General features: G+C 29.1%; 30 protein-coding genes and 1 pseudogene. 4 read left to right on the plus strand and 27 right to left on the minus strand.

Going from position 1 to position 23936, the window contains the following annotated elements:
• Nucleotides 1-146: 146 nt before the first annotated feature.
• Nucleotides 147-338, minus strand: a complete 192-nt coding sequence (locus tag ERL59_RS18805; protein ID WP_160647790.1) for a hypothetical protein — start codon at nt 336-338, stop codon at nt 147-149.
• A gap of 382 nt (nt 339-720) precedes the next feature.
• Between ERL59_RS18805 and ERL59_RS18810 the strand changes: the two genes are divergently transcribed.
• Together ERL59_RS18810 and ERL59_RS18815 are read left to right on the plus strand one after the other, a co-directional pair.
• On the plus strand, nt 721-1011 hold the full coding sequence (locus ERL59_RS18810; RefSeq protein WP_160647791.1) for a hypothetical protein: 291 nt from the start codon (nt 721-723) through the stop codon (nt 1009-1011).
• 472 nt (nt 1012-1483) lie between these two features.
• Complete coding sequence (locus ERL59_RS18815; RefSeq protein ID WP_160647792.1) at nt 1484-2242, plus strand: hypothetical protein; 759 nt, start codon at nt 1484-1486, stop codon at nt 2240-2242.
• A gap of 651 nt (nt 2243-2893) precedes the next feature.
• Here the strand turns inward: ERL59_RS18815 and ERL59_RS18820 are convergent.
• From ERL59_RS18820 to ERL59_RS18870, 11 genes are all read right to left on the minus strand, one after another.
• A complete protein-coding gene (locus ERL59_RS18820; RefSeq protein WP_160647793.1) occupies nt 2894-3439 on the minus strand; it encodes a guanylate kinase in 546 nt (181 codons plus the stop codon).
• Between the two features lie 42 nt (nt 3440-3481).
• Entirely contained in the window at nt 3482-3919 is a 438-nt protein-coding gene (locus ERL59_RS18825) for a hypothetical protein (RefSeq protein WP_201763638.1), read from the minus strand.
• Nucleotides 3920-3994: 75 nt separating this feature from the next.
• Complete coding sequence (locus tag ERL59_RS18830) at nt 3995-4192, minus strand: hypothetical protein (RefSeq protein WP_160647794.1); 198 nt, start codon at nt 4190-4192, stop codon at nt 3995-3997.
• A gap of 46 nt (nt 4193-4238) precedes the next feature.
• Nucleotides 4239-5024 (minus strand): DNA-methyltransferase, encoded by a 786-nt coding sequence (locus ERL59_RS18835; protein WP_160647795.1) that lies wholly within the window; start codon nt 5022-5024, stop codon nt 4239-4241.
• Nucleotides 5025-5108: 84 nt separating this feature from the next.
• Nucleotides 5109-5510, minus strand: coding sequence for a hypothetical protein (locus ERL59_RS18840; protein WP_160647796.1), 402 nt, complete (start codon nt 5508-5510; stop codon nt 5109-5111).
• Nucleotides 5511-5566: 56 nt separating this feature from the next.
• Nucleotides 5567-5983 carry a hypothetical protein gene (locus tag ERL59_RS18845; RefSeq protein ID WP_160647797.1) on the minus strand — a complete coding sequence of 139 codons (417 nt, stop codon included), beginning with the start codon at nt 5981-5983 and terminating at the stop codon, nt 5567-5569.
• Nucleotides 5984-6002: 19 nt separating this feature from the next.
• On the minus strand, nt 6003-7988 hold the full coding sequence (locus ERL59_RS18850; protein WP_328699983.1) for a helix-hairpin-helix domain-containing protein: 1986 nt from the start codon (nt 7986-7988) through the stop codon (nt 6003-6005).
• 249 nt (nt 7989-8237) lie between these two features.
• Entirely contained in the window at nt 8238-9140 is a 903-nt protein-coding gene (locus ERL59_RS18855; RefSeq protein ID WP_160647799.1) for an LAGLIDADG family homing endonuclease, read from the minus strand.
• Nucleotides 9141-9188: 48 nt separating this feature from the next.
• A complete protein-coding gene (locus ERL59_RS18860; RefSeq protein ID WP_160647800.1) occupies nt 9189-10409 on the minus strand; it encodes a PHP domain-containing protein in 1221 nt (406 codons plus the stop codon).
• A 290-nt stretch (nt 10410-10699) separates the two neighbouring features.
• Nucleotides 10700-11116, minus strand: coding sequence for a hypothetical protein (locus ERL59_RS18865; RefSeq protein ID WP_160647801.1), 417 nt, complete (start codon nt 11114-11116; stop codon nt 10700-10702).
• Between the two features lie 101 nt (nt 11117-11217).
• Nucleotides 11218-11757 carry a hypothetical protein gene (locus ERL59_RS18870; RefSeq protein WP_160647802.1) on the minus strand — a complete coding sequence of 180 codons (540 nt, stop codon included), beginning with the start codon at nt 11755-11757 and terminating at the stop codon, nt 11218-11220.
• A 189-nt stretch (nt 11758-11946) separates the two neighbouring features.
• Between ERL59_RS18870 and ERL59_RS18875 the strand changes: the two genes are divergently transcribed.
• Complete coding sequence (locus ERL59_RS18875; protein ID WP_160647803.1) at nt 11947-12444, plus strand: hypothetical protein; 498 nt, start codon at nt 11947-11949, stop codon at nt 12442-12444.
• 294 nt (nt 12445-12738) lie between these two features.
• Here the strand turns inward: ERL59_RS18875 and ERL59_RS18880 are convergent, their stop codons facing one another.
• From ERL59_RS18880 to ERL59_RS18895, 4 genes are all read right to left on the minus strand, one after another.
• On the minus strand, nt 12739-13185 hold the full coding sequence (locus ERL59_RS18880; protein WP_235929961.1) for a hypothetical protein: 447 nt from the start codon (nt 13183-13185) through the stop codon (nt 12739-12741).
• A gap of 226 nt (nt 13186-13411) precedes the next feature.
• A complete protein-coding gene (locus ERL59_RS18885; protein ID WP_160647804.1) occupies nt 13412-14659 on the minus strand; it encodes a SpoIID/LytB domain-containing protein in 1248 nt (415 codons plus the stop codon).
• A gap of 528 nt (nt 14660-15187) precedes the next feature.
• Entirely contained in the window at nt 15188-16075 is an 888-nt protein-coding gene (locus tag ERL59_RS18890) for a polysaccharide deacetylase family protein (RefSeq protein WP_160647805.1), read from the minus strand.
• A 195-nt stretch (nt 16076-16270) separates the two neighbouring features.
• Entirely contained in the window at nt 16271-16456 is a 186-nt protein-coding gene (locus ERL59_RS18895; RefSeq protein WP_160647806.1) for a hypothetical protein, read from the minus strand.
• 100 nt (nt 16457-16556) lie between these two features.
• Between ERL59_RS18895 and ERL59_RS18900 the strand changes: the two genes are divergently transcribed.
• Nucleotides 16557-17174: a Yip1 family protein gene (locus tag ERL59_RS18900; RefSeq protein ID WP_160647807.1), complete on the plus strand. Its 618-nt coding sequence runs from the start codon at nt 16557-16559 to the stop codon at nt 17172-17174.
• A gap of 453 nt (nt 17175-17627) precedes the next feature.
• On the opposite strand, the gene ERL59_RS18905 is transcribed toward ERL59_RS18900, so the two are convergent.
• The 11 genes and pseudogenes from ERL59_RS18905 to ERL59_RS18955 all read right to left on the minus strand — a co-directional run.
• On the minus strand, nt 17628-17786 hold the full coding sequence (locus tag ERL59_RS18905; RefSeq protein WP_160647808.1) for a hypothetical protein: 159 nt from the start codon (nt 17784-17786) through the stop codon (nt 17628-17630).
• Nucleotides 17787-17895: 109 nt separating this feature from the next.
• Nucleotides 17896-18057, minus strand: a complete 162-nt coding sequence (locus ERL59_RS18910; protein ID WP_160647809.1) for a hypothetical protein — start codon at nt 18055-18057, stop codon at nt 17896-17898.
• 233 nt (nt 18058-18290) lie between these two features.
• The gene (locus ERL59_RS18915) at nt 18291-18446 is read right to left on the minus strand and encodes a hypothetical protein (RefSeq protein WP_160647810.1); all 156 of its coding nucleotides are present in this window, start codon (nt 18444-18446) and stop codon (nt 18291-18293) included.
• Between the two features lie 23 nt (nt 18447-18469).
• Nucleotides 18470-18940 (minus strand): hypothetical protein, encoded by a 471-nt coding sequence (locus tag ERL59_RS18920; RefSeq protein ID WP_160647811.1) that lies wholly within the window; start codon nt 18938-18940, stop codon nt 18470-18472.
• A gap of 53 nt (nt 18941-18993) precedes the next feature.
• Entirely contained in the window at nt 18994-19356 is a 363-nt protein-coding gene (locus tag ERL59_RS18925) for a hypothetical protein (RefSeq protein WP_160647812.1), read from the minus strand.
• A gap of 477 nt (nt 19357-19833) precedes the next feature.
• On the minus strand, nt 19834-20214 hold the full coding sequence (locus ERL59_RS18930; protein ID WP_160647813.1) for a hypothetical protein: 381 nt from the start codon (nt 20212-20214) through the stop codon (nt 19834-19836).
• A gap of 88 nt (nt 20215-20302) precedes the next feature.
• Entirely contained in the window at nt 20303-20497 is a 195-nt protein-coding gene (locus ERL59_RS18935) for a hypothetical protein (protein ID WP_160647814.1), read from the minus strand.
• Between the two features lie 506 nt (nt 20498-21003).
• Entirely contained in the window at nt 21004-21384 is a 381-nt protein-coding gene (locus tag ERL59_RS18940; RefSeq protein ID WP_160647815.1) for a hypothetical protein, read from the minus strand.
• Nucleotides 21385-21422: 38 nt separating this feature from the next.
• Entirely contained in the window at nt 21423-21593 is a 171-nt protein-coding gene (locus ERL59_RS18945) for a hypothetical protein (RefSeq protein WP_160647816.1), read from the minus strand.
• 332 nt (nt 21594-21925) lie between these two features.
• Nucleotides 21926-22429, minus strand: coding sequence for a dUTP diphosphatase (locus tag ERL59_RS18950; protein WP_160647817.1), 504 nt, complete (start codon nt 22427-22429; stop codon nt 21926-21928).
• 51 nt (nt 22430-22480) lie between these two features.
• Nucleotides 22481-23809 (minus strand): annotated as a pseudogene (locus ERL59_RS18955) (ribonucleoside-triphosphate reductase, adenosylcobalamin-dependent); the annotation flags it as partial.
• Nucleotides 23810-23936 lie beyond the last annotated feature (127 nt).

Here is a 23936-nt window from a genome sequence, read left to right on the forward strand (position 1 = left end):
TATCGCTCACAAAGCGATTCGGGTTTCAATCTAAGATTACCATGTGGAATCTGTGTAAATTTTTGATTATTACTTTTTCCAATGTTTATATCCCGTTTCCAATCAAGGTTATAACCAATAACAAGATTACCAATATCCTTAATGATTTAATTGTCTTTTCTCCATAATTTTATCAATGCTTCGTATGCATGGCGTTGATCCTCATTTAATTGATTTACTTTAATAAATATTAGTTCTGATAATATTTCCTCTTGTTTTTTATTCAGCACTGTTGATAATGCTCTGTATTGGTTGACAACACTTTCTTCAACACGAATAGAAAAAGGTCTTTTGGCCATATTTCATCTTCCCCCATCAATAGTTTACAATTATAAACATATAAACATTATATTCGTTTATTTATATTTAAATGTACATTTATTGTAAGAATTATAATTATATTTGTAAACATGTTTACTATACTATTTATAATAAATTTTATATGATTAAATTTAATAAAATTCGAATTTATATAGGAAAAGCATTTTAAAAAGTGATATTGAAAATACTTAATAAAAGAAGGAAGAATCTTATTGACGATAGTTTAATTGCAAAGATTGAGTTATCTAGGTATGATCAAGATATAAAACCATTAATAAAATCTATATCAATTAATCAATCAAATATTAAACTAGCAGTAGTACTTGATTTGGCAAAAAATGAGATAAGGAGAAATAGGATATGAATAGTTATTTTTTTATGACAGCACTATGTTTAGTAGTATCAAGAATTTTCTTTAAAGCAAAAGAGAAAAATGGATTAAAAACTAGCACTGATAAAGTTGTTTTTACAATGATTAATGCCTTTGGTATTTTCACACTTTCTATTACTGTGTTATTTGATGTGATTTATAAAAAAGAATTCCTTAGCTTAATTGTGTTTATAGTAATTACCATTGCATTCGTTTTTGAAACAATTAGATACATAAGAAATGATGAAAATGAACAGAAAAAAACAGAGAGTTTATTTTAAAGGAATTATATATGGAATACAAACGAAATTGATAAAGCATAGGTTTGAACTAAAGGTTTTTTATAAGTTATAATAAATATACACTACAATTCCATGACTTTTTTAAGCGAAAATCATCCTTTACCATCGTCGTCGATCGATCGGTCGGGGATGTTTTTCATTTTCAATGATTTATTTTCTATCTACCACACAAAACTTGTCTTTTGTACAATAGTCTATTAAATTGATAACTACCTTGTGTATCATGTGCTTATATGGAATGTGTCACAATCCATATAAGTAAAATTACAACTAAAAAATCATTTTAGATTTTAGCTCTGTTTATTGTATTAATTCATAGTCGAATCAATTTGTCATAAATAAAAAAACAAAAGTTAAGTTTAAAAGAAACAACTTTTGTTTTTGATATGAGAGTTTCAATATTTTATTTAAATTATTCAAAATGGTATTATTATTGGGGTGACTTATGTTGATGAAAAGAATATATATAATTGCATCTATCTCTGTCTTTATGTTTCTACTTATATCTTGTAATACATTAGAAGATAATATAGACAGTGATAATAGTATTAGCTCAATAGAGAAACATGAACAAAAGGAAGTGAACTATCTTTATTTTTATGATAATGAAAGTAGGGAATTAACACTGTATTTCCCCTTAGATCTGAATGGTTTTAATATAAAAAAGGGAGTTCTATTACAAGAGAATGAAATTGTAAACGAGAATATTTCAATAAACATATCAGATACTATGGATAATAAAGTAAGTATTACCATACATGAATATACTCCTGGATTTAATAGAATTAAATTTGATTTAGAGTCTGGAGAGACATTGAACCTTCATACAGGGCAATTTTATTTTGAAAAATGGAAATATCCCACATACAATTTGAGTAAAGAAGATGAATGGCATATATATGAGATGCACTCAGTTCATGAAGGAAATATGATTAAAGGGAACGTGACTTTTAGAAAAGGTTCAAATTCAATTTTACATGCATTGTTACCGACTAAGGCTAAAGATGTTGGAGTTGAGATTAATTTAGAAAAAACAAAAGAAGAAGAAAATATAGTTTCATTTGATTATGTTATCAATTTACCATATGCTTATTTATATCAGAATGAAATAAAAAATATGACTTTTAACTTAATCTGGGTTCAAGAAGAACTAGAGAGTAAACAAACGCGATTTCTTTTAAATGAATATATACCAATTGACATTGAATAAGAATGCAGTAAAAGGATGAGACTTGATCAATCTGTTTATGGTTATTTATATAGGTGAAAGAAAAATTATTGAAATAAGATTTTTTGTTATAATAAAACAAAATGATGAGTGATATATTTATGAAAGAAATTTTAGTTGTTTTGGGGTGCAAAATCCTGACGCTACCCCTATATCTGCATTTTTTTTAGGCTACCATGCAGACATAGAAGTAATAGCAATGCTCCATACAATTAAAGCAAAAGATATTGTTAACCAGAATGTGTTAGTAGCAGTAGGTTTGTCTTTCTTTACTTTTTTTATTATTTCTACAAGGTTAAGACAAAATATAATTGCTAAAATTGGCATGAAATATACATTAATGAACGCAAATACTATCATAGATAAAAACTTTCACCTCCACAAAATTAGCTACCTTAATATTAAAACTCTATTACTTATACAGGTCATCAATTGAAGGCAACACATATAAATCCCCTCAAAAATAATAATTTTACTAATTATATCATGAAATTTCTGTTTTTTTAGAGTATCATATAGAAAATGGATCGGATAGCGGTAAATATTTCTACTTCTTTTCCCATCCTTTTTACCGCTATTACCCTACAGTTATATTGTAATTAATTTGTTCTGTGGTATGTATCATTCTTAAATTTATACTAAATTAACTAGAATAGATTCAACATCTTTTAAAGTTTTTTTCATTCTTCCTCTATCGTTTCTAATCGCATAATCATAGCACTTTTTATTCTCTAATTCATTCTCATATGTACCAATTCGTTTTTCTACTTGATGCAGTTTATCTTCTCTTGAAATCATATTTAAAATAGCGTCTTCTTTTGATGTGTATATAAATATAGTCACGCAATCTTCATATAACTCTTTAAACTGTTGCATTCCATTATAATCAGCAATAACATAACAGTTATATGCATCTAATTTTTCGTTCAACTCTTCTTTTGTAACTCCGTAGTTATAACCATGTCCTTCATATTCGTTGTATTCAGCAAGATCATTATTTTTATACAGCTCTTCAAACTGCTTCTGAGTTAGAAAATAATAATCAATCCCATCAATTTCGTTTTCTCTAGGTGGTCTTGTAGTTACTGATACAATTTCCTTCTGATTTCCCATGCATTCGCGCATTATAGTAGTTTTACCAGCTCCTGAATTACCACTAATGACAAATAACTTTCCCATTAATTCACTCCTTATTTTATTTATCACTTCTACATATTTCCATTATTTTCTCCATTTCTTAAGTACTTCTAAAACTTCCTTTTGAAACTTAGTCAATTCAATTTCTTCGTTTAACGCCCTAGCAATTTGTGCTATAACAAAGGCATCTCTCACATTATCACTATCATGCTCGAATCCCCATCGTTTAAAAATTGGTAATATCATATTTTCTTTTTTAATCCTGCCTGTGCTAGTAGCAAATTTTTTAATGCCACCAGGAGAAACCTCAACATATTTCATTCCTTTTTCATATAACGTTGTTCTTATCTTCCAACCTAGTCCATATTGAAAATCTACTGCCCGACCTGTGGATCCATAACTAAAACCTTCAATACAAATTTTATCATCTTTATTCAGATAAGAAAGAACATCATTTGTTAAAGTTATTAAAGTTTTAGGATCATTTTTAGCACCGATAGCATATATCTCTTCTTTATTCAATATATCTCCATTTCTTTCTAAAATAACTAACCCAGTCTTCGTCGAAGGATCAATTCCTACATACCTTATATAAAATCATTCCTCTCCTGCAGTTTTCCTTACAGCCCCTACTGCTTCCATTAACGTAATAAAACTATCCTGTATAACTTTCCCCTCTACCTCTAAATATGTTTGGCCATCATAAATTTCCCATCCAGTTACATCACAAGTAAATAATGATATTGTTGTTTGCGAATCTTTAAGTCCTTGCTCAAATCTATCTATTTTTATCAAATCCTTTCCTATCTTTTCCGATAAAATCTAAGTTTTATCGGAAGTATTACACTGCATTTTTATCAACAGTCTCATCCATAGCATACTTTAACCGTTGATTTGCTTTAGTGAAATATTCTTTATTAATTTCAAATCCAATGAATTCTCTATTAGATTTTATAGCTGCTACTGCGGTTGTTCCAGATCCCATACAATTATCCAATACAATCTCACCTTCGTCTGTATATGTTTTGATTAAATATTCAAATAATGCCACTGGTTTCTGAGTCGGATGAAAAGTGCTAGTCTTTGATTCATTGGATATTTTAATGATGCTTTTTGGATAAGTTTTATCTTCGGGGATGGTTCTATGATTGCCCTCATCAAAATTTCCATAGTTTGTTGTTAATCTATTTTTTGTTGTAATAGGCCTTATATTTTCTTTTGGTTTATCTTCAAGTTGAGGATTATACTTAGGTAATTTTTTATAAAACACCATTATATCTTCATGCTTTCTAAGGGGCATTCTTCTAGCATTTAGGAATCCAACTGCATGAGACTTTTCCCAAATCAAATTATATCTATGCAGTTTTGGTTCTGAAAGCATCATTTGAGAAGAAAACTTATCCTGTCCAGTTAGAACTATTGCTCCATTATCTTTAATTATTCTTTTGTATTGATTCCAAAGCGATTCTATATCAATAATTGAATCCCACTTATTTTGAGTTGTTCCATAAGGTAAATCACATAAAATCATGTCTATTGACTTGTCAGGGATTAGTTCCATTCCTTTTAAACAATCCGTCTGATAGATTTTGTTTAACTTTAAACTCCCTATTGAATCTTTTCCCATTCAATTCCCCCTTAATTTATCCGATAAAATTGTGCTTTTATTTGATGAATTTTTGATCATAATCTAAGCGTGTTTCATAATATCCTATAATAACCACCTTAACCCATAATTTATTTTATATTTCACTTTTTGGAAGAAGTTAAAATTCCCTTCTAAATAACTCTTCCTGTTTGTTGAATTTTTTTTAATACCTAGTTTCTTATTTAGTTGATTATATTTCTTTTTATCCAAGTAAAACCAATGTCTAGTCCCTTGTCTTTTTTTATTTTCTATCCATACAATTGTATTTCTGACTACCAATATTCTTAGATTGCCGTACATATATAATTGCTTATCTTCATTCTCATTTTGTTTAGGCACTTTGAATGCTAAGTGAATGTTTCTGGTTAATTTTTTCTGAACAATATCTAGTGAAGTATTTTTGTTCCCTTTAACTGTGCTGCAGTATTTTTCATAAATACCTGATTTTAGTTGATACAATTTCATACGATCAATCCTCTCAATTCATTTAAATTTCAATATATAAAATCTATCTGTAGCCTTTAAAATTCAAAATAAAGTTTTAGCATAAAGAATATGATATAAAATGTTATATAATAATTAGCTAAATACTGTATGATTTTAGGTTTTCTTATCTCGAACTCATCTATCTTTTTAGCCACCTCAATTGTTTCAGCTAGGAATAATGCTACGAGACCAACAGTAATTACATGTAGCAGTGTGTACCATCCTCCATAAACCGACGTTAGATATAAAATAAAAGCTAAATAGAGTCCATTAAAAAATAGAGAAAAAGCTATTAGATATCCAGATAAAAATTTCTTACCGAAGAACTGTAAAAAATTCACTATATTGTCCTCAAGCTTGACTTTTTCAGCCTCAAAATTATAAAGTACTTTAAATGAGTTCACTCTAAACAAAAGCAATAGAAATCCCAGTATTAACATCAAATCTACCAACAAAACACACTCCTTTATTTTATTTTTCACTTTTACTATATCTTTTAACCACATCACAACTGCCTATATGTGGTTCTGTATCATTTGGATCTGGCTGTACAAACTTTCCACTCTCATCTTTTTTCCATCTAGCCTCTTGATCTATTCTATTAATTTTAATTATGTCTCCTACTAAAAGGCCGTCTGTATTATTGCTATAAAATTTATTCTTTTTCATTTTTAACATACTTTCTTCGCCTGTATTAAAATTATATAAATAGATTTTTGGTTTATTTGTCTTATTAATATCTAAAACAATGTAGTAGGTTTCTTTTAAATTAGGGAAAGTAATGTCGCAATACCCCATCATTTCTTTTTGAAATATAGCTCTTTCTGCAATTTCTAAATCTTTCTCTTTTAGGTTTTCTCTGATTTCTTTTTCTTTTTCTTTTTTAGCAGCTAATCGCTTCTCTTTTGTGGAGTCTTTGTGAGTTTTTTTATAAGCTTCTTTTCCGTTCGCAAATTCTTCGTATATCATAAGTAATTCGTTTGTCCCACCGAATTCTTTAAAGAAATTCAGTTTAATAAGTATTTGTAACTGTCTTGCGTTACAAGAAGTATTTTCTATTAAATTAACTAACAAATCACAAAATGTTTCGTATCGACTTTCTTTTAAGCCATATAATTCTTCAGATACCTTCCTATTAAGGAATTTAATAGATTCCATACCTTTATATATTGCATTTTCTTCATTTGAATGGTTGTAATCGGCTTGCGACTTTCTAAACTGAATTGGTTTAATTTTTATCCCTAAGCTTACTGCATACTCTGTTGTCTTTGCTATGTCCTTCATTTTTTCTTGGCCATCTGCTGTATTTAACATAGTAGTTAAAAATTCTAAAGGGTGATAATACCTTAAATACCCACAACCGTAGCCTATATAACTATAAGGATCAGAGTGATTTACAGAAAATCCGTAATCACTAGCGTCTTTAATAACTTGTATGAAAGGATTTAAAATTGATTCTGGATTTTTTTCGTCATAATTTTTCTTCATATATTCAATAAAGCCTTTTTTAATATCAGGTAAAAGTTTCTCTGTCCCACCTTTTTTAGCGATCCCTCTTCTAACTGTGTCGGCTTCAGACATTGAATATCCGCAAAATTCAACTAACCAATTCATGATTTGTTCCTGGTAAACTAAATATCCAAGTGTATTCTTTAGAAATTCATTTAACGCCTCATGACCATTATCTTTAAATGTTCCTGCTGCTAAATCATTCCTATATGAATCACCTGATGGTCTAATAGCACCATTACCGATACTAAACAGATCCATGTAGTTAAAATTTTCGTTTTGATTCTTAATCTTCTCAATCGTATTGTCACTAAAAAGTTCTTTTAAATATCTTTGTGCGCTTTCGCTTTCCCATTGAAATATACCTAATCCTGATTCTCTGATTGTTCCCCACACTGCTTCATCCTTAGCGTTTACATTATCTGGAGTAAGCCTTTCAATTCCAGCTAATTTACAAGTTTCATTAATAATTTCAATATTTTTTAAACCAAGCATGTCTAATTTCACATAATTATTTGATTCCAATTCTTTCATATTTACTTGAGAGACAGCATATTTACTTTCCTTCGTGTAGCATAAGCCGATAGATTCTTCTAAGTTGATAGGAGATACCACAAAGCCAGATGGATGGGAACCAATACTGATAATCACTCCATTTATTAGTTCAACATATTTAAATAATTCACGGTATTGCTCTAAATACTTTTTAGGTATTTTGTTAATATCTTTTTCATTTTCAGGTACAGATTTTGCTATTATATCTACTGTATCTAAATCCATTCCTAATCCTCGACCCACTTCTCGTATGGATCCTTTTAACGCCACAGTATTATAAGTTATGATTTCGCTAAAATCGATGCCTGGTAATTGAGCAACGTAATCGATAGCCTCTTGCCTTCTTTTAGTAGGAAAATCTATATCAATCGTTAATACCGTTCCTTTCGGAATACTTTAACACTCTCACTCTTTTGAGAGTCGGACTAGACTATCTCATAATCCTAATGAATAGGATTCCCTGCGCTTCGGTATAGGAGTTTCACCTACAGCCTACTGGACACCACTCCATAGTCGTTACACCTTCCCATTTATAGGCTTGGCACGATATCGCCATATCTTTTCAGACTTAGGTTTTCATCGTTAGCAATCAAACATGATCACACCCTAGATTTCTAGGTTCACAGGGTTATCATCATACAATTACTTGTATGAGCGACTATTATTGTATTCTTTTAAATCTCTGTACACATTATATTTTCTTGAAAGATATAGATCGGTATTGCTATACAGGTGATCCAATATTCTTTGAGCTTGGATATTTCCTCCATACCTTACATTTGATACAATTTGATGTTTTTTTCTTTTTTCATATTTATTAATCTTGTTAATAAGCTCTTTATTTAATAAATATATCGATATATAGTTGAGAAGGTCTTCGGTTCCTATAAATCCCACTGTAAAATTTAATCCGCCATGTTTACTTTTTGATTTAATAATAGAACCGTCTCCATCTAGATACCCTCTGATAAAGTCTTTTATTAAATTTTCTTTTATGTTGGGCGGTTTTAAAATATTGGTTTTATGTTCAACCACACCGTTTTTTATTAAATCTTCAACTAATTTATCGCTTGTAATTATTAATCTTGAGTATTGAGTGTTTTTATATGTATTATTTCCTTTACTCATATATCTTTTGATAAGGTACTCACTTTTTAAAAAGTTATTAAGTTTAAATAACATATCTTCATCGATTGAAGAGAGCGCTATTCCAAAAATTTTTTGACCACTTTTTCTAATACTTATATATCCGTCTGCATATATAAAACCTAACCAATAAGCCTTTTCTGCTGTGTTTATTGTTTTAAAACTTCTTTCATTTTCAACTTTATACTTTCTTGAGTTTTCCTTGTTGCTTCGTATAGGTAAATTATTTCTTTCGAAGGCTCTGAGGATTGTATTATGATGAACATTAAACAGTTCCCCTAATTCTACCGATGAGTGACCTTTTTTATATAGATTATAAGCCTCTACAACTCGCTCGTTATTTAGTAAATAACTTTGGATTTTATTTTTTTTATTTTTTAGTATAGCGATATAGATCATCCTCCTTTCTATTAATTTATCTGAATGTGTACAAAGATTAGAATTTATTTAATCGGGTAAAGAGACTCTATGTGGATTTAAAAAACGAAAAAAGTTTAGATTATGTTTGATACTATCCATCTCCGTAATACCTAAAACATATGCAATTAAACTACCATTTACACTACCTCTTCCATATCCTTGATAAATTTCTTGTACATGGCACCAATCAATGATATTTTTTTGTAGCAGCATATAATCAACTGCATCTAATTTTTTGTAAGTTTCGTATTCTTCTTTAATTCGATTATAATATTCAGTCTTTTTCTCTTTTGGAAATTTATCTATACCTCGTTTTTTAACACCTATATTAATCTTTTCTTTAAATACTTCTTCAGGAGCTTCATACATTTTTGGATACTTTGGAGTCTTATCTAGCTTAAATTCCTCAACCATGTCAGACATGACATTTGTATTATGAATGGCTTCTAGATAGACATTTCTAGGTAAAGCATTTTGCGTTTTAAACATTTTTACTAGCTCTGAGTAGTTTTTAAATGTTAAATCAAAACTATCCTCGTCTCCATAAGTAGCACCTTTAGCTTTCATTAATATTTTCCTGGCTTCGGCATGTTCTTGATTCAAAGCATGTGTATCAGTTCCAGCTATTAAAGGTATACCTGTCTGCTTATGAAAATCATATAAATACTTGTTTAATTCAATTTGTTCAGGATGTGGGTGATATTGAATCTCTAAAAACATGCGATGTTTATTAGTAATAAAAAAGTCTTGTAGTTTTTGCAGCATCTCTTTATTATTATTCATAATTGCTCTCCATAACGGAGAAGCAAGACATGCGCTAGTCATAATAATATTATCTGAGGTAGACATAACTTCATCTAATGATAGCCTTGGATTGTAATAATAATGGCCATCTTCTCTGTTGTTGGAAATTGAAGTTAATCTATTGATTTCTTTAACGCCTTCGTAATTCTTTGCTATTAACATGTAGTGCATATTGTCGCGAATTAACCCACGTTCTTTGTCGATGTTTTCAGTAACGTATATTTCATTAGCATGGATGTACTTCATACCGCGTTTTTCAATTTCTTCTTTTTTGCTAATCCAATTTAATACTGATCCGTGTTCGGAAAAACAAAATGACTTCATTTCTAACTGATGGGCTAAGTCGAGATACTGCTTGAATTTAGTCACAGAATCTACACTCATACTTGTAGTAGGATTACTCAAGTCGGAATGAACATGATATAAAAAATAGTTTTCCTGCAATTATATCCTCCTTTCATAAATAATTATTTTATTTTTCACTTTTAATATGATAATAGCAGCACTTCAACATAGTGCTACTACCACTTAATGTTTCTTCAATATTATATCATTTTATTTATCATTAGTCAACTGGTCTAATAAAAGTAATCTTTTATTGAACAACTTGTAACCAAATTGAAATACTAGATTAATACTGCATTAAGCTTTCCGTTGTATCATAGAAATTAATTAAAACCCCTTTTTAATTTTATATAGATTGATGAATAGCAAAGTATCGCAAGAATGCTTTGCTATTTTTCGTTTTCTTCTACTTTGATAAAACTATCAATTATTATATAACCCACCATAATAATGCTAAGACTAAAAATACTATTTAAAGGAAATAAGAACCTCGGCAGAGGACGGAAAAACGGTAAGTACAAATAAAATGCATAATATAGAGCTGGTAATCCTATAAAAATTAACTTTTGAAAATTTATTTTCCACTTTCCTGTTTTTTTAAATTCTTTTAATAGTTTAGGAAGTCCAAGATATATCCCAATTGGGAGATAAGTTAAAGTTGAATATATTGTCCAGGGATAAAAATTGAATGTTCGTTTCATTATGTTTTGAAAATAATTAGACATTTCACTTAAAAAAATTAGCAAAACAATAAATCCAACACCATAGATAAGGTACTTAACTGAATTTTTCCAATTGTATACCATTATATTTACCTCCTCTTTTAATTTACATGAACATTAGTTACATAAATATTAAAAGGTTATTATTTGATCTTTTCTCATTGTATCCTCAAATGTTATAAATCCTATTTCTCTTCTTCATTTCGGTCATCATTAAATTTATATTCATCAGTTATTTTAAGTTTCCCATCTTTAAAGTATGATATTAATCTATTTGCTTCATTCTTGATATACGACTTTTTGTTCTCTAAACTTTCTCTTTTTTTATAAAAATCTATATCATTCATAGGAATATTATCTATTTCAGAAATATAAGTAACTGACAGATATTCTAAAAATGTATATCCATTACAATAGTCATAGTATATTTCTTCTAATATCTCGATAGCGTCTCCTTTTTCAGTTACTAGATTGTTTAAAAGAGTTAAAATTCTATTATGTTCTAATTCATCAAAAATAAAATGTAATTTAATAAGTTTTTTTAGCTCATTAATTACGTACTTATTTCTATAATTTAAATCTAAGAAACTATAGTAAAAATTTTGCCCAAAGACAATTTCAATTTCTTGCGTAGTATAGAGCCACTTTTCAAATTCTAATACACTGATATGACCTTTATATACTTTATAAAATTGTTTTTGAATGTCTAATCTAATGTTGTTCATATTTCTTTTCAACTCTCAATATTTATAATTTTCTTGATTAAGGTTACATCATATAATAACGGTATTGATATGATAAAACAATCATTTTATTTGATAACTTAAAAAACATATAACGCCCTTCTCCCGATAATTACCATTTATAAAAATGAGTAGATATTATATGATTCAATTAGTATAGGGGGAGGAAAATTGAAAAAAATACTACTCTGGCTGTCAATAATACTAATTACGAATACTATTACTTTTGTGTACGCTAGCTTAAACTCAGTTTCAATACAAGAAGATTTTAAAAATTATTTACATAAAAAAGCCTTGATTTCTGAAATAGAAGAAGAAGTAACTACGTTATTTGAGAGTGTGACTGGTGAACATTATACAAATGATAAAATTTTGTATGATACATTGACTGAAGAAATACTTCCAAAATATACTTTATATCAACAAAAAGTAAACGATATATCCAACCGACTCTATATTAAAACAAAAGAAGTTAAAAAGATAAGTGGCAAATATCATCATTCGGTACAAAGTCGACTTGGTGCATTTCAATTGTTGCAAGCATCGATTGAAGAGCAAGATGAAGAACTTAAAAAGCAAGCATATGAAAGCTTAGTAGAAGCAGAAAAGCTATTGAATGACTATTGGGACATAATTCATTCATTAGATCTTTCCTATAGTGCTGGGTAAACTTAAGATAGATAGACCTAAATAACGATCTATCTTTATTCTCTTTCTTTCCATTAAAATAGAAATTTTATCTAAAGAACTAACTTAAAGCTAAAGCACACACAAACGAAGTTGCCATTTTACTTATTTTCATTTCCTGTCCTCACATTTGGTGGGTGAATACAAAAAACCGAATCCATCACTTTTAAAAGTACAGAATTCGGGTTAAATTCAGCATAGGAAAAACTGTCTTTTATCATGTCGAAATTTGCTTAGTGTATATTTTTCGTGCTTTTTTTGATAAAACCCCTCTATTCACTCTTCTGGTGTTATTACATTGATAGTCGCGTCATCCATTGTAGAAAAGTCACTTCCCAATGCCTGAATAAAAATGTGATCGAGCAATACCTGTTTACCAAATTCCCATTTTAAAGAAAATCCATCACTTCCATCTTGATCGTAACCTAAGAGTTGTCTTTTACTCCAAGTTTCCGTCCCTGTCTGAGCTAACCAAAATAGTACTGTGTCTACATTTTTAGCCTCAGCATATATAGTCATCTCATGAACGTTTTTGGGAACAACATACCATCCCTCGTTCTCTGGCAAATCGGTATATACCTTCAGAAGTTGAGCATGGGTATCAATTTGGTTGGGTTGGTTGTTTAAATTCGCTGTTTCTTTCTGTATTTGACTAGCTTCGGTACATGATGAGAGAATAAGCACAGCTAATAATAAGTAAATATATAATATTTTTTTTCGCATAAATACCTCCTTCAGTAATACTTATTTTATATTTTACCATAAAATAGAAATATTAGGGGACTTAAAGTCAATAAAATCTATTAAAAAAAGCCATCAAAATACTTTAATGTTACAAGAATTGATGGCTTACTATTTTAATCGTTATTCCTAATCAAAGAATCTAGTATACTTATTCTAGTAAAAAAGATAATATTTAATTAGTTAATAATAATTTTTGGTATATTCATCAAAAGTATTTAAGTCTTATAGTTCCACTACTTTTGTCAGAATAACTATAATAATAATCTAGGATTTGAAAATGAAAATATGTCATTGGATTAGCTAGATTTAGAGTGTAAGAACCCCATTGACTTAAAGTTCCACCATATTTCCCACTTATATCTCCAGAAGTACCAGCCCTATATTGAGCATCAAAGACTTTACCAGCTGAATTCACCATAAAAATATCAGAAGCTGCATTTACTGCATTGTTAGTGGCAGTTGTTCTTTTACCAGGGACATAGTGTTGATAGTTTTGCCATCTATCTGTTAAATGAGCACCATAATCAGTAGCAGGTCTTCTTGGATATGTAGCATTATACCAAGCATAAGTTTTTATTGTAATTGCCCCAGAAATTAAGACTTGATGATCCCAAGTAGAATACCATTCGTTTGGTAGTACATCCTTAGCATAATCATCAAATCCTACATTTATTAATCGACCTGTACTTGTCAAATACAGTTTAATAGTTGATGGAGGCGTTGTAGAACTTAGAATTTTAACAGTATTTTTGTTTTTAAAACTTTGTTGCTTATCTTCTATATTTATTTTATCATTTTCTAAGTCATCATTAGAATCTTGCTCTATTTTTTCATCATTAAAATTAACAATTATACCTTGTTCTCTTTTCTTAACAACGTTTTGAGCCTTTTTTTCAGCATTAGAATTAAATAAATATCCAAATTTTTCCAATTCGCTTAAGTCATAAACATTTTCATGACCTATAATATACTCTATATCATTAATGCTACCAATTGCTAATAACTCATATCGTACACCGTTATAATAAAATTCACTTTCTTCATTAACCTTGTAATCGAAACCAACATAATAAAATCGAACATTATCGTATAATGAATAATTGATTTCGTTAAAATAAGGCTCTATTTTCTCGATATGTGGTTTAGGTAGTTTTTTTGCTTGATAAATTTGAATTGAATCTACTGATAGAATACCTGTACGATTTTCTATTTGATATTCACTTGGAAAATTAACATAACCTTTTTGTCTTTCAGGTGAATAAGATTTTACAAACAATTCCCAATCTTTATTATTAATAGCTTCCATATATTGATTGATAACATTAGGCAATTTGTGGAATTTTTCCCCTGAAGATTCCTCTGCATTATTTAAAGCATGGGAGGTAAATGTCGATGTAGTTAGTAATGTTAGTACACATATAATTGCCAGTAACGATTTTTTTATTTTCATCATGAAAATTATAAAACTCCTTTAGTAATAAATTTTATGTATTGTAAGCTGGCCAGCAAAACAATCTTCCACACTGATATTTTATTTTAACAGATATTTATTGTTTTTCAATACAAATACAATAAATATCTTACAAATTCGTTAATTTTATAAGGTTTTAAGTTGAAAAAATGAAAACATGTCATACTCTAAATAGAGAAAGCTATGTTTTGATCGATCTTTCTTATTATTATTTCATTAAGATAGATTGCATGTTTACTAGAATATTTGATCAAATTTTAATTCAAATCTAACTTTTTTACCTAACAGTGCATCTTTATTTTATATCTACAGCATGGTCGTCCCTTTAGTTGTTAATTCTTATTATAAATAAAGTGCAAAAACATAAAAGTTACAAATATGCTGCAAAATAAGTACCTCAAAAAAAGCAAGAATTGTAAACCTTGAAAAAGCAGAGTTAGAAAATATAAAATAAATAACCTAAAAAGCGAAATACAATGGTTCATTTCTTGTTGGGTTTTACTTCAAGTTTTAGTTTTGCGGTATTTCATATTCAATATCAATTGCTCTAGGATCCACAAATCTATAACCTTCTTCTTCAATACTGGATAATAAGGTATCTAGAGCTTCTACAGTCCATGGTAATTCATGCATGAGAATATTGCTTCCAGCTCTTAACCGACCCATCACATTTTGTATGACTCCTTCTGAGTATTGATATTTTTTAACCCAATCTTCTGATCCATTTGACCAAGTCATATACAACATACCCTCCTCTTTAACTTTTTTTCTTAAATATTCATTGCCTGCACCATGTGGAGGTCTGAAATATATTGGTTTTTCCCCTGTTAATTCTTCTACAATGTTCTGGACGTCCTCGACTTGTTGATTGATTTTTTCATTTGATTCATTTTTTAAATTAATATGATCCCATGAATGGTTTCCAATAATTTGCCCTCTATCATAAATTAATTTTAATAGATCTGGGTTTTGTTCAATCCGATATCCATTAACAAAAAAGATTGCCTTTGCATTATGTTTATCTAAGATATCAAGCATTTTAGTTAACATTTCTTCTTCTTTTGGGCCATCGTCAAATGTTAATAAAACAATATCTTTGTTTATACTTTCATCCTTTGTTTTGATATCGTAGCTTTTTTCACTCATATAATAATCCTGTGAAATGGGTTCTTCAATATTTATTTCTTCTACAGGATCTTTTTCTATGGGAGTTTCAGTTATAACTTCTTCAGTTTCTTCTGTAACATCATTAGTGATATCTTGATTATTTTCTTGATTCTCAGTCGGTTTATTAGTTGTTGTGTTGGATGGTGAGATTTCAACTTCCACAGATTCTTGAATGCATGCAGTTAAAATTAAAATTAGTGCGAAAATTATTACAAATAATATTTTTTTCATTTTTCTGATTCCTCCTGCTGTTATATTTCAAATTTACTTTATTTTACCATGTGATTAATAAAATACATAGGTTTTTTAATCCAATTGATTATGTGAAATTTATAAAAGAGTGAAATGAAATTTAAAAAAGACCAAATAGCGATCTTAATTCTACTAAAGGTGTATCAATAAAAGTTCACTTTTAATGGTACTAGTTTAACGATTCAATTGCTCATTTAAAAAATATCTTTCATCAATTAAACTTAGCTTCTCTATTTCCAACTCTTTAAGTCTTAATTCTATTTTCTTAAGCTTCTCCCTTTTTAGTTTAATGTTTTGACTTTCTGGTTCTTTATTTGATTCTTGAATACAATTTTGCAATGTATCATTCACAGTATTCATCGCTCCCTCCTCCATTAAAATCCTTGTTTTATCTTATAAATTATAAAAACAATGGTATAATATACTTTGTTTCAAAACTCACATAAAGGACTGATCATTCTTGGATATCGAACAAAAAAATGAAGTAATTGAATCTAAAACCGTTGTAAAATTAAACCCTTGGACAACAATTATGTTTAAACCCCGTGCTACAATGAGATACATATTAAATACAAATCCACCAGCAGGTAAAGTTCTTTTATTGATTTGTTTAGTAATCTTTACAAGTCTCCTAACTAATGAAGATCAAACTATTTCAATAGATTCTTTTAGCATTGAATTGTTTTGGCATTTTATCCTCATCTTAGCTATTGGTATACCAGTTATTTACTATTTAGTCCCACTGTTTTTCAGGTGGATAGGCAATATATTAGGAGGAAAAGGCACTACAAAAGAGATTCGTTATGTTGTTGGCTATACTTGTATCCCCTCAATCTATTCATTTTTATTACTTATGATCTTTCAAATAATTGAATCTTTCTTTTTTGAAATTTCAACTCTACCCTTTGAGATTTTAATTATGTCAATATCTATATGGACTTTCATTGTATCTTTAAAGTGTTTAGCTGAAGCTCATAAATTTTCAGCTTGGAGAGCATTAGGTACAATGATGATTGGTTGGGCGATAATATTTGTATCTGTTTTGTTGATTATCCTTGCAATATTTTTAATACGGTAACTTTAAGTTTATTCGAATGAATTTTGTTTCATTATCTCCTTTAAGATGAGGAGATTATCTTTTTGATAAAACCCCATAAAAACGATGTGATATAATTAACAATAAATTTTTATGCGAGGTCACAATGGATATTTCGAGAATAATTGATATTGCCATTTTTAGTATTTTAAGCGGTGTCTTTTTTGATACTAAATATAAAATTTTAAAAACAATTCTTCATATATTAAAAGTATTTAGTTTATTAACCCTTCTCTATTTATTGTTTAGTTATTTTGGAATATGGAAATATATCGACTCATTTTCACAAGGAAATGAAATATATGGCGATGTTTTTTTTCTTACTATAATTATTGGTGTTACTTTATATCTTGTTTATATAACTTTTTCAAAGAAATGATTTTCATATTGATCTATCACCCAAATCTCTTCTGTTAAAATTTTAGTTTTATCTAGTCACTTCAGGATTTCTTTAATTTCTTTTGCTTTTGCCTCGATGACATTTGCAAAAGCTAGAATCTCATCTTTTTGATAACTATCTATTTCTTTTAATAAACTAAAATTTGATATCCTATTGATCACCCTAAACTTGAGCTTGATAATATTTTCGTCCAATATACATACTCTCCTTCCGATAAAATTCTAATTTTATTTTTCACTTTTAGAGTGTAATAACACTAATTCTTTAACCATCATATAATCTATCGATACATTTGCTAGATTACTAAAAGAATATGTAACTTGCTCCAGCATGGCACAATCCTTCATAAGCAATTGAAACACATTCATCAAGATCATGCTCTGCTATCTTGCTCCACTCTTCAGCTTTTGTTTGAGCAAACTCTAAATTCTCTTCTACTAATTTACGCTGCTGATCATTCATCATTATAATTTAAACCTCCTTTAACTACTTTTTAAATAAAATGTTTTATATAAATAACTTTTAAATTTTTAATTCAATATTTTAATTTTAAATAGTTGATTATAATCTGAGAAATATGATTTTATTAATTAATCTAAAATAATTAGCAATTAGTTTAGATTAAAATTACTTATTAAAATATATATATTTATAAATAAAATATTAAAATCTAACCTATAATATTTATTTTTAAAACATTAATCAATTTCTATACTTTTTAAAAAGAAGTTACCGTAGGTTGAAATTTTACAATGAGGACATTCCTTGTCTAAAAATTCATCAGTTGGAATTTCAATCGCTTCTTCCCATTCATTCTTACAACAGTTGCATCCTAAAGATATATTAATTTCCATAAAACACCTCTCAATAAATTATTTTATTTTTCACTTATAAGAATCATTTCTTTTTCTTTTTGTAATGCTCTAATCTGATCATTAATATTCTTGATTCTACGTTTCTTTTCATCTACTACAAGATAAAGATGTTTCTCTTTCCATTTATCTAACTGATTCTCATCGCCATCAAAATGAAAACTACCAAATCTCACTTCATTTACAACATCGATAGATACGTCTAGCTCAGTTTCATTCCCATGTATGAAATTTGGTAACAATGTAATCTCGTATTTTTCAGGAACTTCTTTTTTTAATTCAATTACTATAGATCCTTTTGAATAGCCACTAGATTGATCCTGACGATACTCAATTTTATAGACACTATTTTCAATATCTTTTAATATATCCATATTTTCTTTTAAAATTTCATAATATTTGAAAGCATCAAGGTCAAAATTCCCTTTTTGTATTTGCTCAACCAAAATTTCTTCAATTTCCAAAAGTAATTTCAATTCGTCCCCTCCATAAATTATTTTATTTTACACTTAATTGGGTTGAGAAATAGTCACTCAACCATGACAATTTCAATACAATCAATTCTCTTCAAACTAGGCATCTCATTCGTTCCTTCCAAAGTAGCCTCTAACCAATTAATTGCTACATTAGAAAGTAATGTTGTTAGCCGATCCGTCTCAGCCTGTCCGATATATTGCCTGAAGCTTGGGTTCAAACCTTGGTCTTGCATATCCGAACATAACTGCTCTATCACTAGATCAGAATCTACACATACACATATTTCATTGACTTTTCCTATTTTAAACTTCGATTCACTAGTTCCTCTATAAAAATTTCTTCCTTTTATTACTGCTTCTTCTTTTGTGTCAAATTCTTTCCATGTTTCACCAACAAGGTAAGCCCATTTTCCCAAATAGAATAGCTCCTCTCTAACCTCAAATAATAAATCGAACACAGTAACGAACATTTGTTCTTATTTGTATTACAATACTACCATGATGCCAATACCCAGTCAATCAATTTTTATAATCGTTGGAGGAAAAATTTACTTGTAATTATTAAACGCAGAAAAGTTAAAAATGTTTCAAATATTTTAATTCATTTTATTTTTCACCTAATTGTTTTGAATATTTTACTGTAGATCCTAGAGACCGATAAAACCATTATTTTAAAGAAAATAATTATAACTATCCTCTGAATCATCCCAGCAACTAAATGAAAAGGAAACTTCTATATTTTTATGGGAACATTCTTTTTTCATCAACTCTCCAATATTACTTTTAAGTTTATTTAATGTTTTCATTTGTCTACTTATATCATCATGTTTATCTTTTAATCTTCTAAATTCATCATTTATACCTAATAAAACGTACATTTTATTTGTTAAAGCTTAATCCCAATCTAATTTTGATCCAGCATCTTTATGCCCCTTATAGATTAAATCTCCATTGCTCCATATTTTAAAATCAAAATTCAAATTCGCATCTTCCCAAATATCAGTATATTTGCTTTTCGATAATTCCATAAATTCATTGATTATGCCCTCAACTTGTTCTTTCGTCACAGAGTCTTCAACCATGACTCTATACTTAACCAAACGGTCACCATCAAATGACATTGCCGTAACTTCTCCTGAATCAGATATGATCCTATCTGCATATCTAGTAGCTTCTCGAATTTGCTCTGAGTTATTTTTCTCGTCATCTCCTACCATTACTACTAATAACCCAATAAATAATAACCCTACTGCCAAAAAAATAATCTGTTTCATAAAATTCGCTTCCTTTTTTTTGTTTATATTTGTAAGACGTGAATTCAGGCAAAAAGTTTCGACCTAATAAAATGAGTATTTTTGTTTCTCAAGCTTCTACTATCTTAAAGTTTTTCCTGAAAAACTTATTGTTGAAAACTAGTAGCTGTATTGCTCCAAATTCATCTTTGACAGAACAACTCTTTCCATCTCCGATCTTCTTAGCAGCATATTCTTGACCACTTTTAAATAATATCTCACCAGTATTGATGGCTGGAACACTTCTTTCACATAATATTTTCATGACTTCCTCCTTTCAATAAAATTGAACTTTTATCTAAAGTAATCCTAGTATTGATGTTCTCAATCCGTTATAATAGTTTTCTGTACATTTATAATAACTAGGAGTTTATATGAAAAAATTATTAGAGATATTTCTATGTGTCGGTTTATCAGTTATATATTTCTTTACTTTCTGGATTTCTATATATTTAATACTGGATTTGATCGCTTTTGAACTCTCAATAACCTATATAACATTTGCAAGTGTCCAAGCCGTAATATATATGTTCTGGACAACTTTAATATTAAGTTTCTTTTTAGCATTGGCATTAATTATCCTTTCTGTATTACTTTTTATTAGAAAAAGAAAACTATATTTTACTCTTAAAGTAGCAATGATTCCCCTTATAATTTACATTGTCTATTATGTTTCTGTGACAGATAAGTTTATACCGTTTATTAAAATGGGAGAGGTTTTTTAATTTAAAAATCTCTCTTTCCTTTCCATAAAACGAATATTTTATTTGACTAATCTTGAAATAACTCCAGATGTACAGATGTTCCAATCATTATGCCAAATTTCCCTCTTAACTGTATAAGTGTGCTACCATCTTTAAAGAGCCTAACATTAGTTGGCTTAACTCCTTCTCCGAACCATAAACCATCATGAAATCTCCTAGATTTAAAAAGTTGTAACTTGGTTAAGTCATAGAAGTGATATTCACAAAATAATGAATCTACGTATCCATTCAACTCTCCACATTCATCATATGTATCTTTCTTTGCATACATATGAATTATTGGATGTTCAATTACAATCATTGAGTCTACCTCTTTGTATTGACTTAAAGTCTTTTTAATATAATCCTCGCTATACTTATGAATAGAAATATTAAATCCTACCTCCAATATGTAACTCCTCCCTTCAATAAAATGAACATTTTACTTTATTTTCTTTCATGTATTATGTCAGATAATTCGTCTATTTTTTCCGAAACATCATGGCAGTAAGTATTTGACAATGTTTCATCTTCTTTAATTTTAAAATCTATTGTTTCTATAATTGATTTAAGTTCTGATATTGAAAGTAATAAACTTTCCTTTTCAAATTGTGTCATTTTGATTCCTCCTTCCCATCCAATAAAACACTTCTTTTATCGCAACCCTCCTATTCAATTTTATTTTTCATTTAAGATACGATATAATAAATTATGTAAAATCATATTATGAATACCGTTTAATCTAAACTGTTTTAACCTTCTTTTATTATATTATTTTATTTATCATTAGTCAATAGTTTTTTTTTGATATTTTTGGAAATTATTTTGTAAAAGGTTATATCTGTTTCTCTTTGGACAAACTATTGTTCATTAAGATGAGCATCTATAGCTATAATAGCATTACAGAAGGACAGCCTTTAGTTGACTATCCTTTTATTAACTCTATTTTTTTATACGCCAGTGGATCCAAAACCACCTGTACCTCGTTCTGTGTCGCTCAACTCTTCAACTTCTACAAATTCAGCTTGCTGTACTACTTTAATAACTCCTTGAGCAATACGATCATTTAAACTAATCAAATAAGTCCCTTCTTCATACAATTCATTTGTTTCAATACTAGTTCCATCTAATAGATTTAATTTATTTACCATGTTGCTAGTAGATCGATAGAAATTATCAAAAGCGATTTTAACTTCTCCTCTATAATCATAATCAACAGTACCAACTGTATTACTGAATCTTAGTTTAGTTTTAAACGATACCCCACTTCGTGGTCTAACCTGTAATTCATAACCTTCGGGGATCTCGAAAGCTAATCCAGTTGAAATTCCTACGGATTCTCCTGGTGCAATAATTACTTCTTCGGCCGAAGGTAAGTCAAAACCTGCAGCTCCTTTTGTTTTATATTTTGGTATATTTACGGCTTGATTTAATTTTTTAATTTTTACTTGCATTAAAATTCTCCTTTTATCGTATAATTTTATTTTGAAATATCCTGTTACTCTTTATCTAATTGGGCATGCACCCTTCTCGCAGCTCTCCATATTATCAAGATCAATTTCTGTTTCTGATTTTTCTATTGAATACAATAATGAAACATCGAATGGCTTCATTTTCGCCTTAAGTTCATCGTATTCCTCTTTAGAAATTTTTTCATATGGGGCTAATTGATAGGTTCCTCCGTCTAATTGTAAAAACGATACTCCCACAAAATTATCCCAACTATCCCAAACTATTTGTTCTACCTCATCCCATTCTTCAGGTCTAACAGTAATTGTATTACTAGAATTATGTTCAGTATAGTTATCCTGGAATCTAAAATAAGTATCAAATTGTCTTTTTGCTGAAACGTCATCCTTTGTTTCATTAGATCCTGAAGAAATTGGGAAATCAATAACTAGAGTTCTAGCATTTTTCATCTTTTCTTCAAATGTATCTCCTATTGTTCCAACCTCTGGATTGATACTCCAATCTAATAGTTTTGCAACTTCCACTAAAGGATCTGTAGAGTTAATTCTAATTCTTCTAATATAATATGGAGAATGTGACCAGTGCAATCCACTTGAAACACCTCCGGCAAGTTGAGAGATACTTCCCTCTGGTTTAACTGCTGTGACAAGTAAAGGAGAGCTGATTCTTAATTCTGCAGCATATCGATCTGCTTCTTCTCTCGCAGTATTGCCTAATAATTTAAGTAACTGTTCTTCTTGCTGCTCATCATATTTTAACATCGCTAATGCATCTTTTACTCCAGTCAATGATGTACCTAACAATCTATCTCTTTTTTGAATTTTATCCCAATGTGGCAATTCAAGTGTGGCCAAAGTCATTCGTAGTCCAATTCTAGCAGATAGTCGTTGTGCTTCTAACAATCCTTTTATATCTAATTCATGTTTGTCATCATTTTTAACAACAAATTGGACTAAATTAACGGTTGATAAATTACATACACCATATGAGTCTAAAACTATTTCGACACAGGGGTTTAATCCCTCAGCATTCGGTCTACGTCTTAATGCTTCTTCCATGTTTACAAAACAAGGCTCCCCTTCTCCTCTTAACAACATAAATTGTAAATGTAATTCTTCTTCTTTTGGTTTTTTTGTAAATGCCACACTATTGTTACTCATTCTTCTATGATCAAGCCCAAATCTACCATCGCCAATATTTTTTAAATCATCAAACCATTTTGGCTTTTTGTCTCCTAGCAGTTCGCCTACTTTTTTATGATGTTCTAACTGTTCCTCAGTCCAGAAACCATTGATTCCGTATTTAGCAAGTAAGCATTCGTCATCATCAGAATCTAATAAAAAAAGTTCGGCAGTTCTTCTAACCAAATACATTCCAATGAGTTCGCTATGCTCATTGTGTTCTATTGCGAACTACTCATAGTTACCTATGAGATTAGACTATATCTTCACTTTTAATAAAGTGCTTCCTGTTTCGAATGCCAAACGCTTG

Origin of the sequence: Chengkuizengella marina, from assembly GCF_009910845.1 — a bacterium.
GTDB lineage: Bacteria > Bacillota > Bacilli > Paenibacillales > KCTC-33759 > Chengkuizengella > Chengkuizengella marina.

Bases quoted from the DNA above. Each gene is read 5' to 3' on its own strand.
- ERL59_RS18805 (WP_160647790.1), bottom strand. From the start codon at position 338: ATGGCCAAAAGACCTTTTTCTATTCGTGTTGAAGAAAGTGTTGTCAAC.
- ERL59_RS18810 (WP_160647791.1), top strand. From the start codon at position 721: ATGAATAGTTATTTTTTTATGACAGCACTATGTTTAGTAGTATCAAGA.
- ERL59_RS18815 (WP_160647792.1), top strand. From the start codon at position 1,484: ATGAAAAGAATATATATAATTGCATCTATCTCTGTCTTTATGTTTCTA.
- ERL59_RS18820 (WP_160647793.1), bottom strand. From the start codon at position 3,439: ATGGGAAAGTTATTTGTCATTAGTGGTAATTCAGGAGCTGGTAAAACT.
- ERL59_RS18835 (WP_160647795.1), bottom strand. From the start codon at position 5,024: ATGGGAAAAGATTCAATAGGGAGTTTAAAGTTAAACAAAATCTATCAG.
- ERL59_RS18840 (WP_160647796.1), bottom strand. From the start codon at position 5,510: ATGAAATTGTATCAACTAAAATCAGGTATTTATGAAAAATACTGCAGC.
- ERL59_RS18855 (WP_160647799.1), bottom strand. From the start codon at position 9,140: ATGATCTATATCGCTATACTAAAAAATAAAAAAAATAAAATCCAAAGT.
- ERL59_RS18865 (WP_160647801.1), bottom strand. From the start codon at position 11,116: ATGGTATACAATTGGAAAAATTCAGTTAAGTACCTTATCTATGGTGTT.
- ERL59_RS18870 (WP_160647802.1), bottom strand. From the start codon at position 11,757: ATGAACAACATTAGATTAGACATTCAAAAACAATTTTATAAAGTATAT.
- ERL59_RS18880 (WP_235929961.1), bottom strand. From the start codon at position 13,185: ATGCGAAAAAAAATATTATATATTTACTTATTATTAGCTGTGCTTATT.
- ERL59_RS18885 (WP_160647804.1), bottom strand. From the start codon at position 14,659: ATGATGAAAATAAAAAAATCGTTACTGGCAATTATATGTGTACTAACA.
- ERL59_RS18890 (WP_160647805.1), bottom strand. From the start codon at position 16,075: ATGAAAAAAATATTATTTGTAATAATTTTCGCACTAATTTTAATTTTA.
- ERL59_RS18895 (WP_160647806.1), bottom strand. From the start codon at position 16,456: ATGAATACTGTGAATGATACATTGCAAAATTGTATTCAAGAATCAAAT.
- ERL59_RS18910 (WP_160647809.1), bottom strand. From the start codon at position 18,057: ATGATGAATGATCAGCAGCGTAAATTAGTAGAAGAGAATTTAGAGTTT.
- ERL59_RS18915 (WP_160647810.1), bottom strand. From the start codon at position 18,446: ATGGAAATTAATATATCTTTAGGATGCAACTGTTGTAAGAATGAATGG.
- ERL59_RS18930 (WP_160647813.1), bottom strand. From the start codon at position 20,214: ATGAAACAGATTATTTTTTTGGCAGTAGGGTTATTATTTATTGGGTTA.
- ERL59_RS18935 (WP_160647814.1), bottom strand. From the start codon at position 20,497: ATGAAAATATTATGTGAAAGAAGTGTTCCAGCCATCAATACTGGTGAG.
- ERL59_RS18945 (WP_160647816.1), bottom strand. From the start codon at position 21,593: ATGACACAATTTGAAAAGGAAAGTTTATTACTTTCAATATCAGAACTT.
- ERL59_RS18950 (WP_160647817.1), bottom strand. From the start codon at position 22,429: ATGCAAGTAAAAATTAAAAAATTAAATCAAGCCGTAAATATACCAAAA.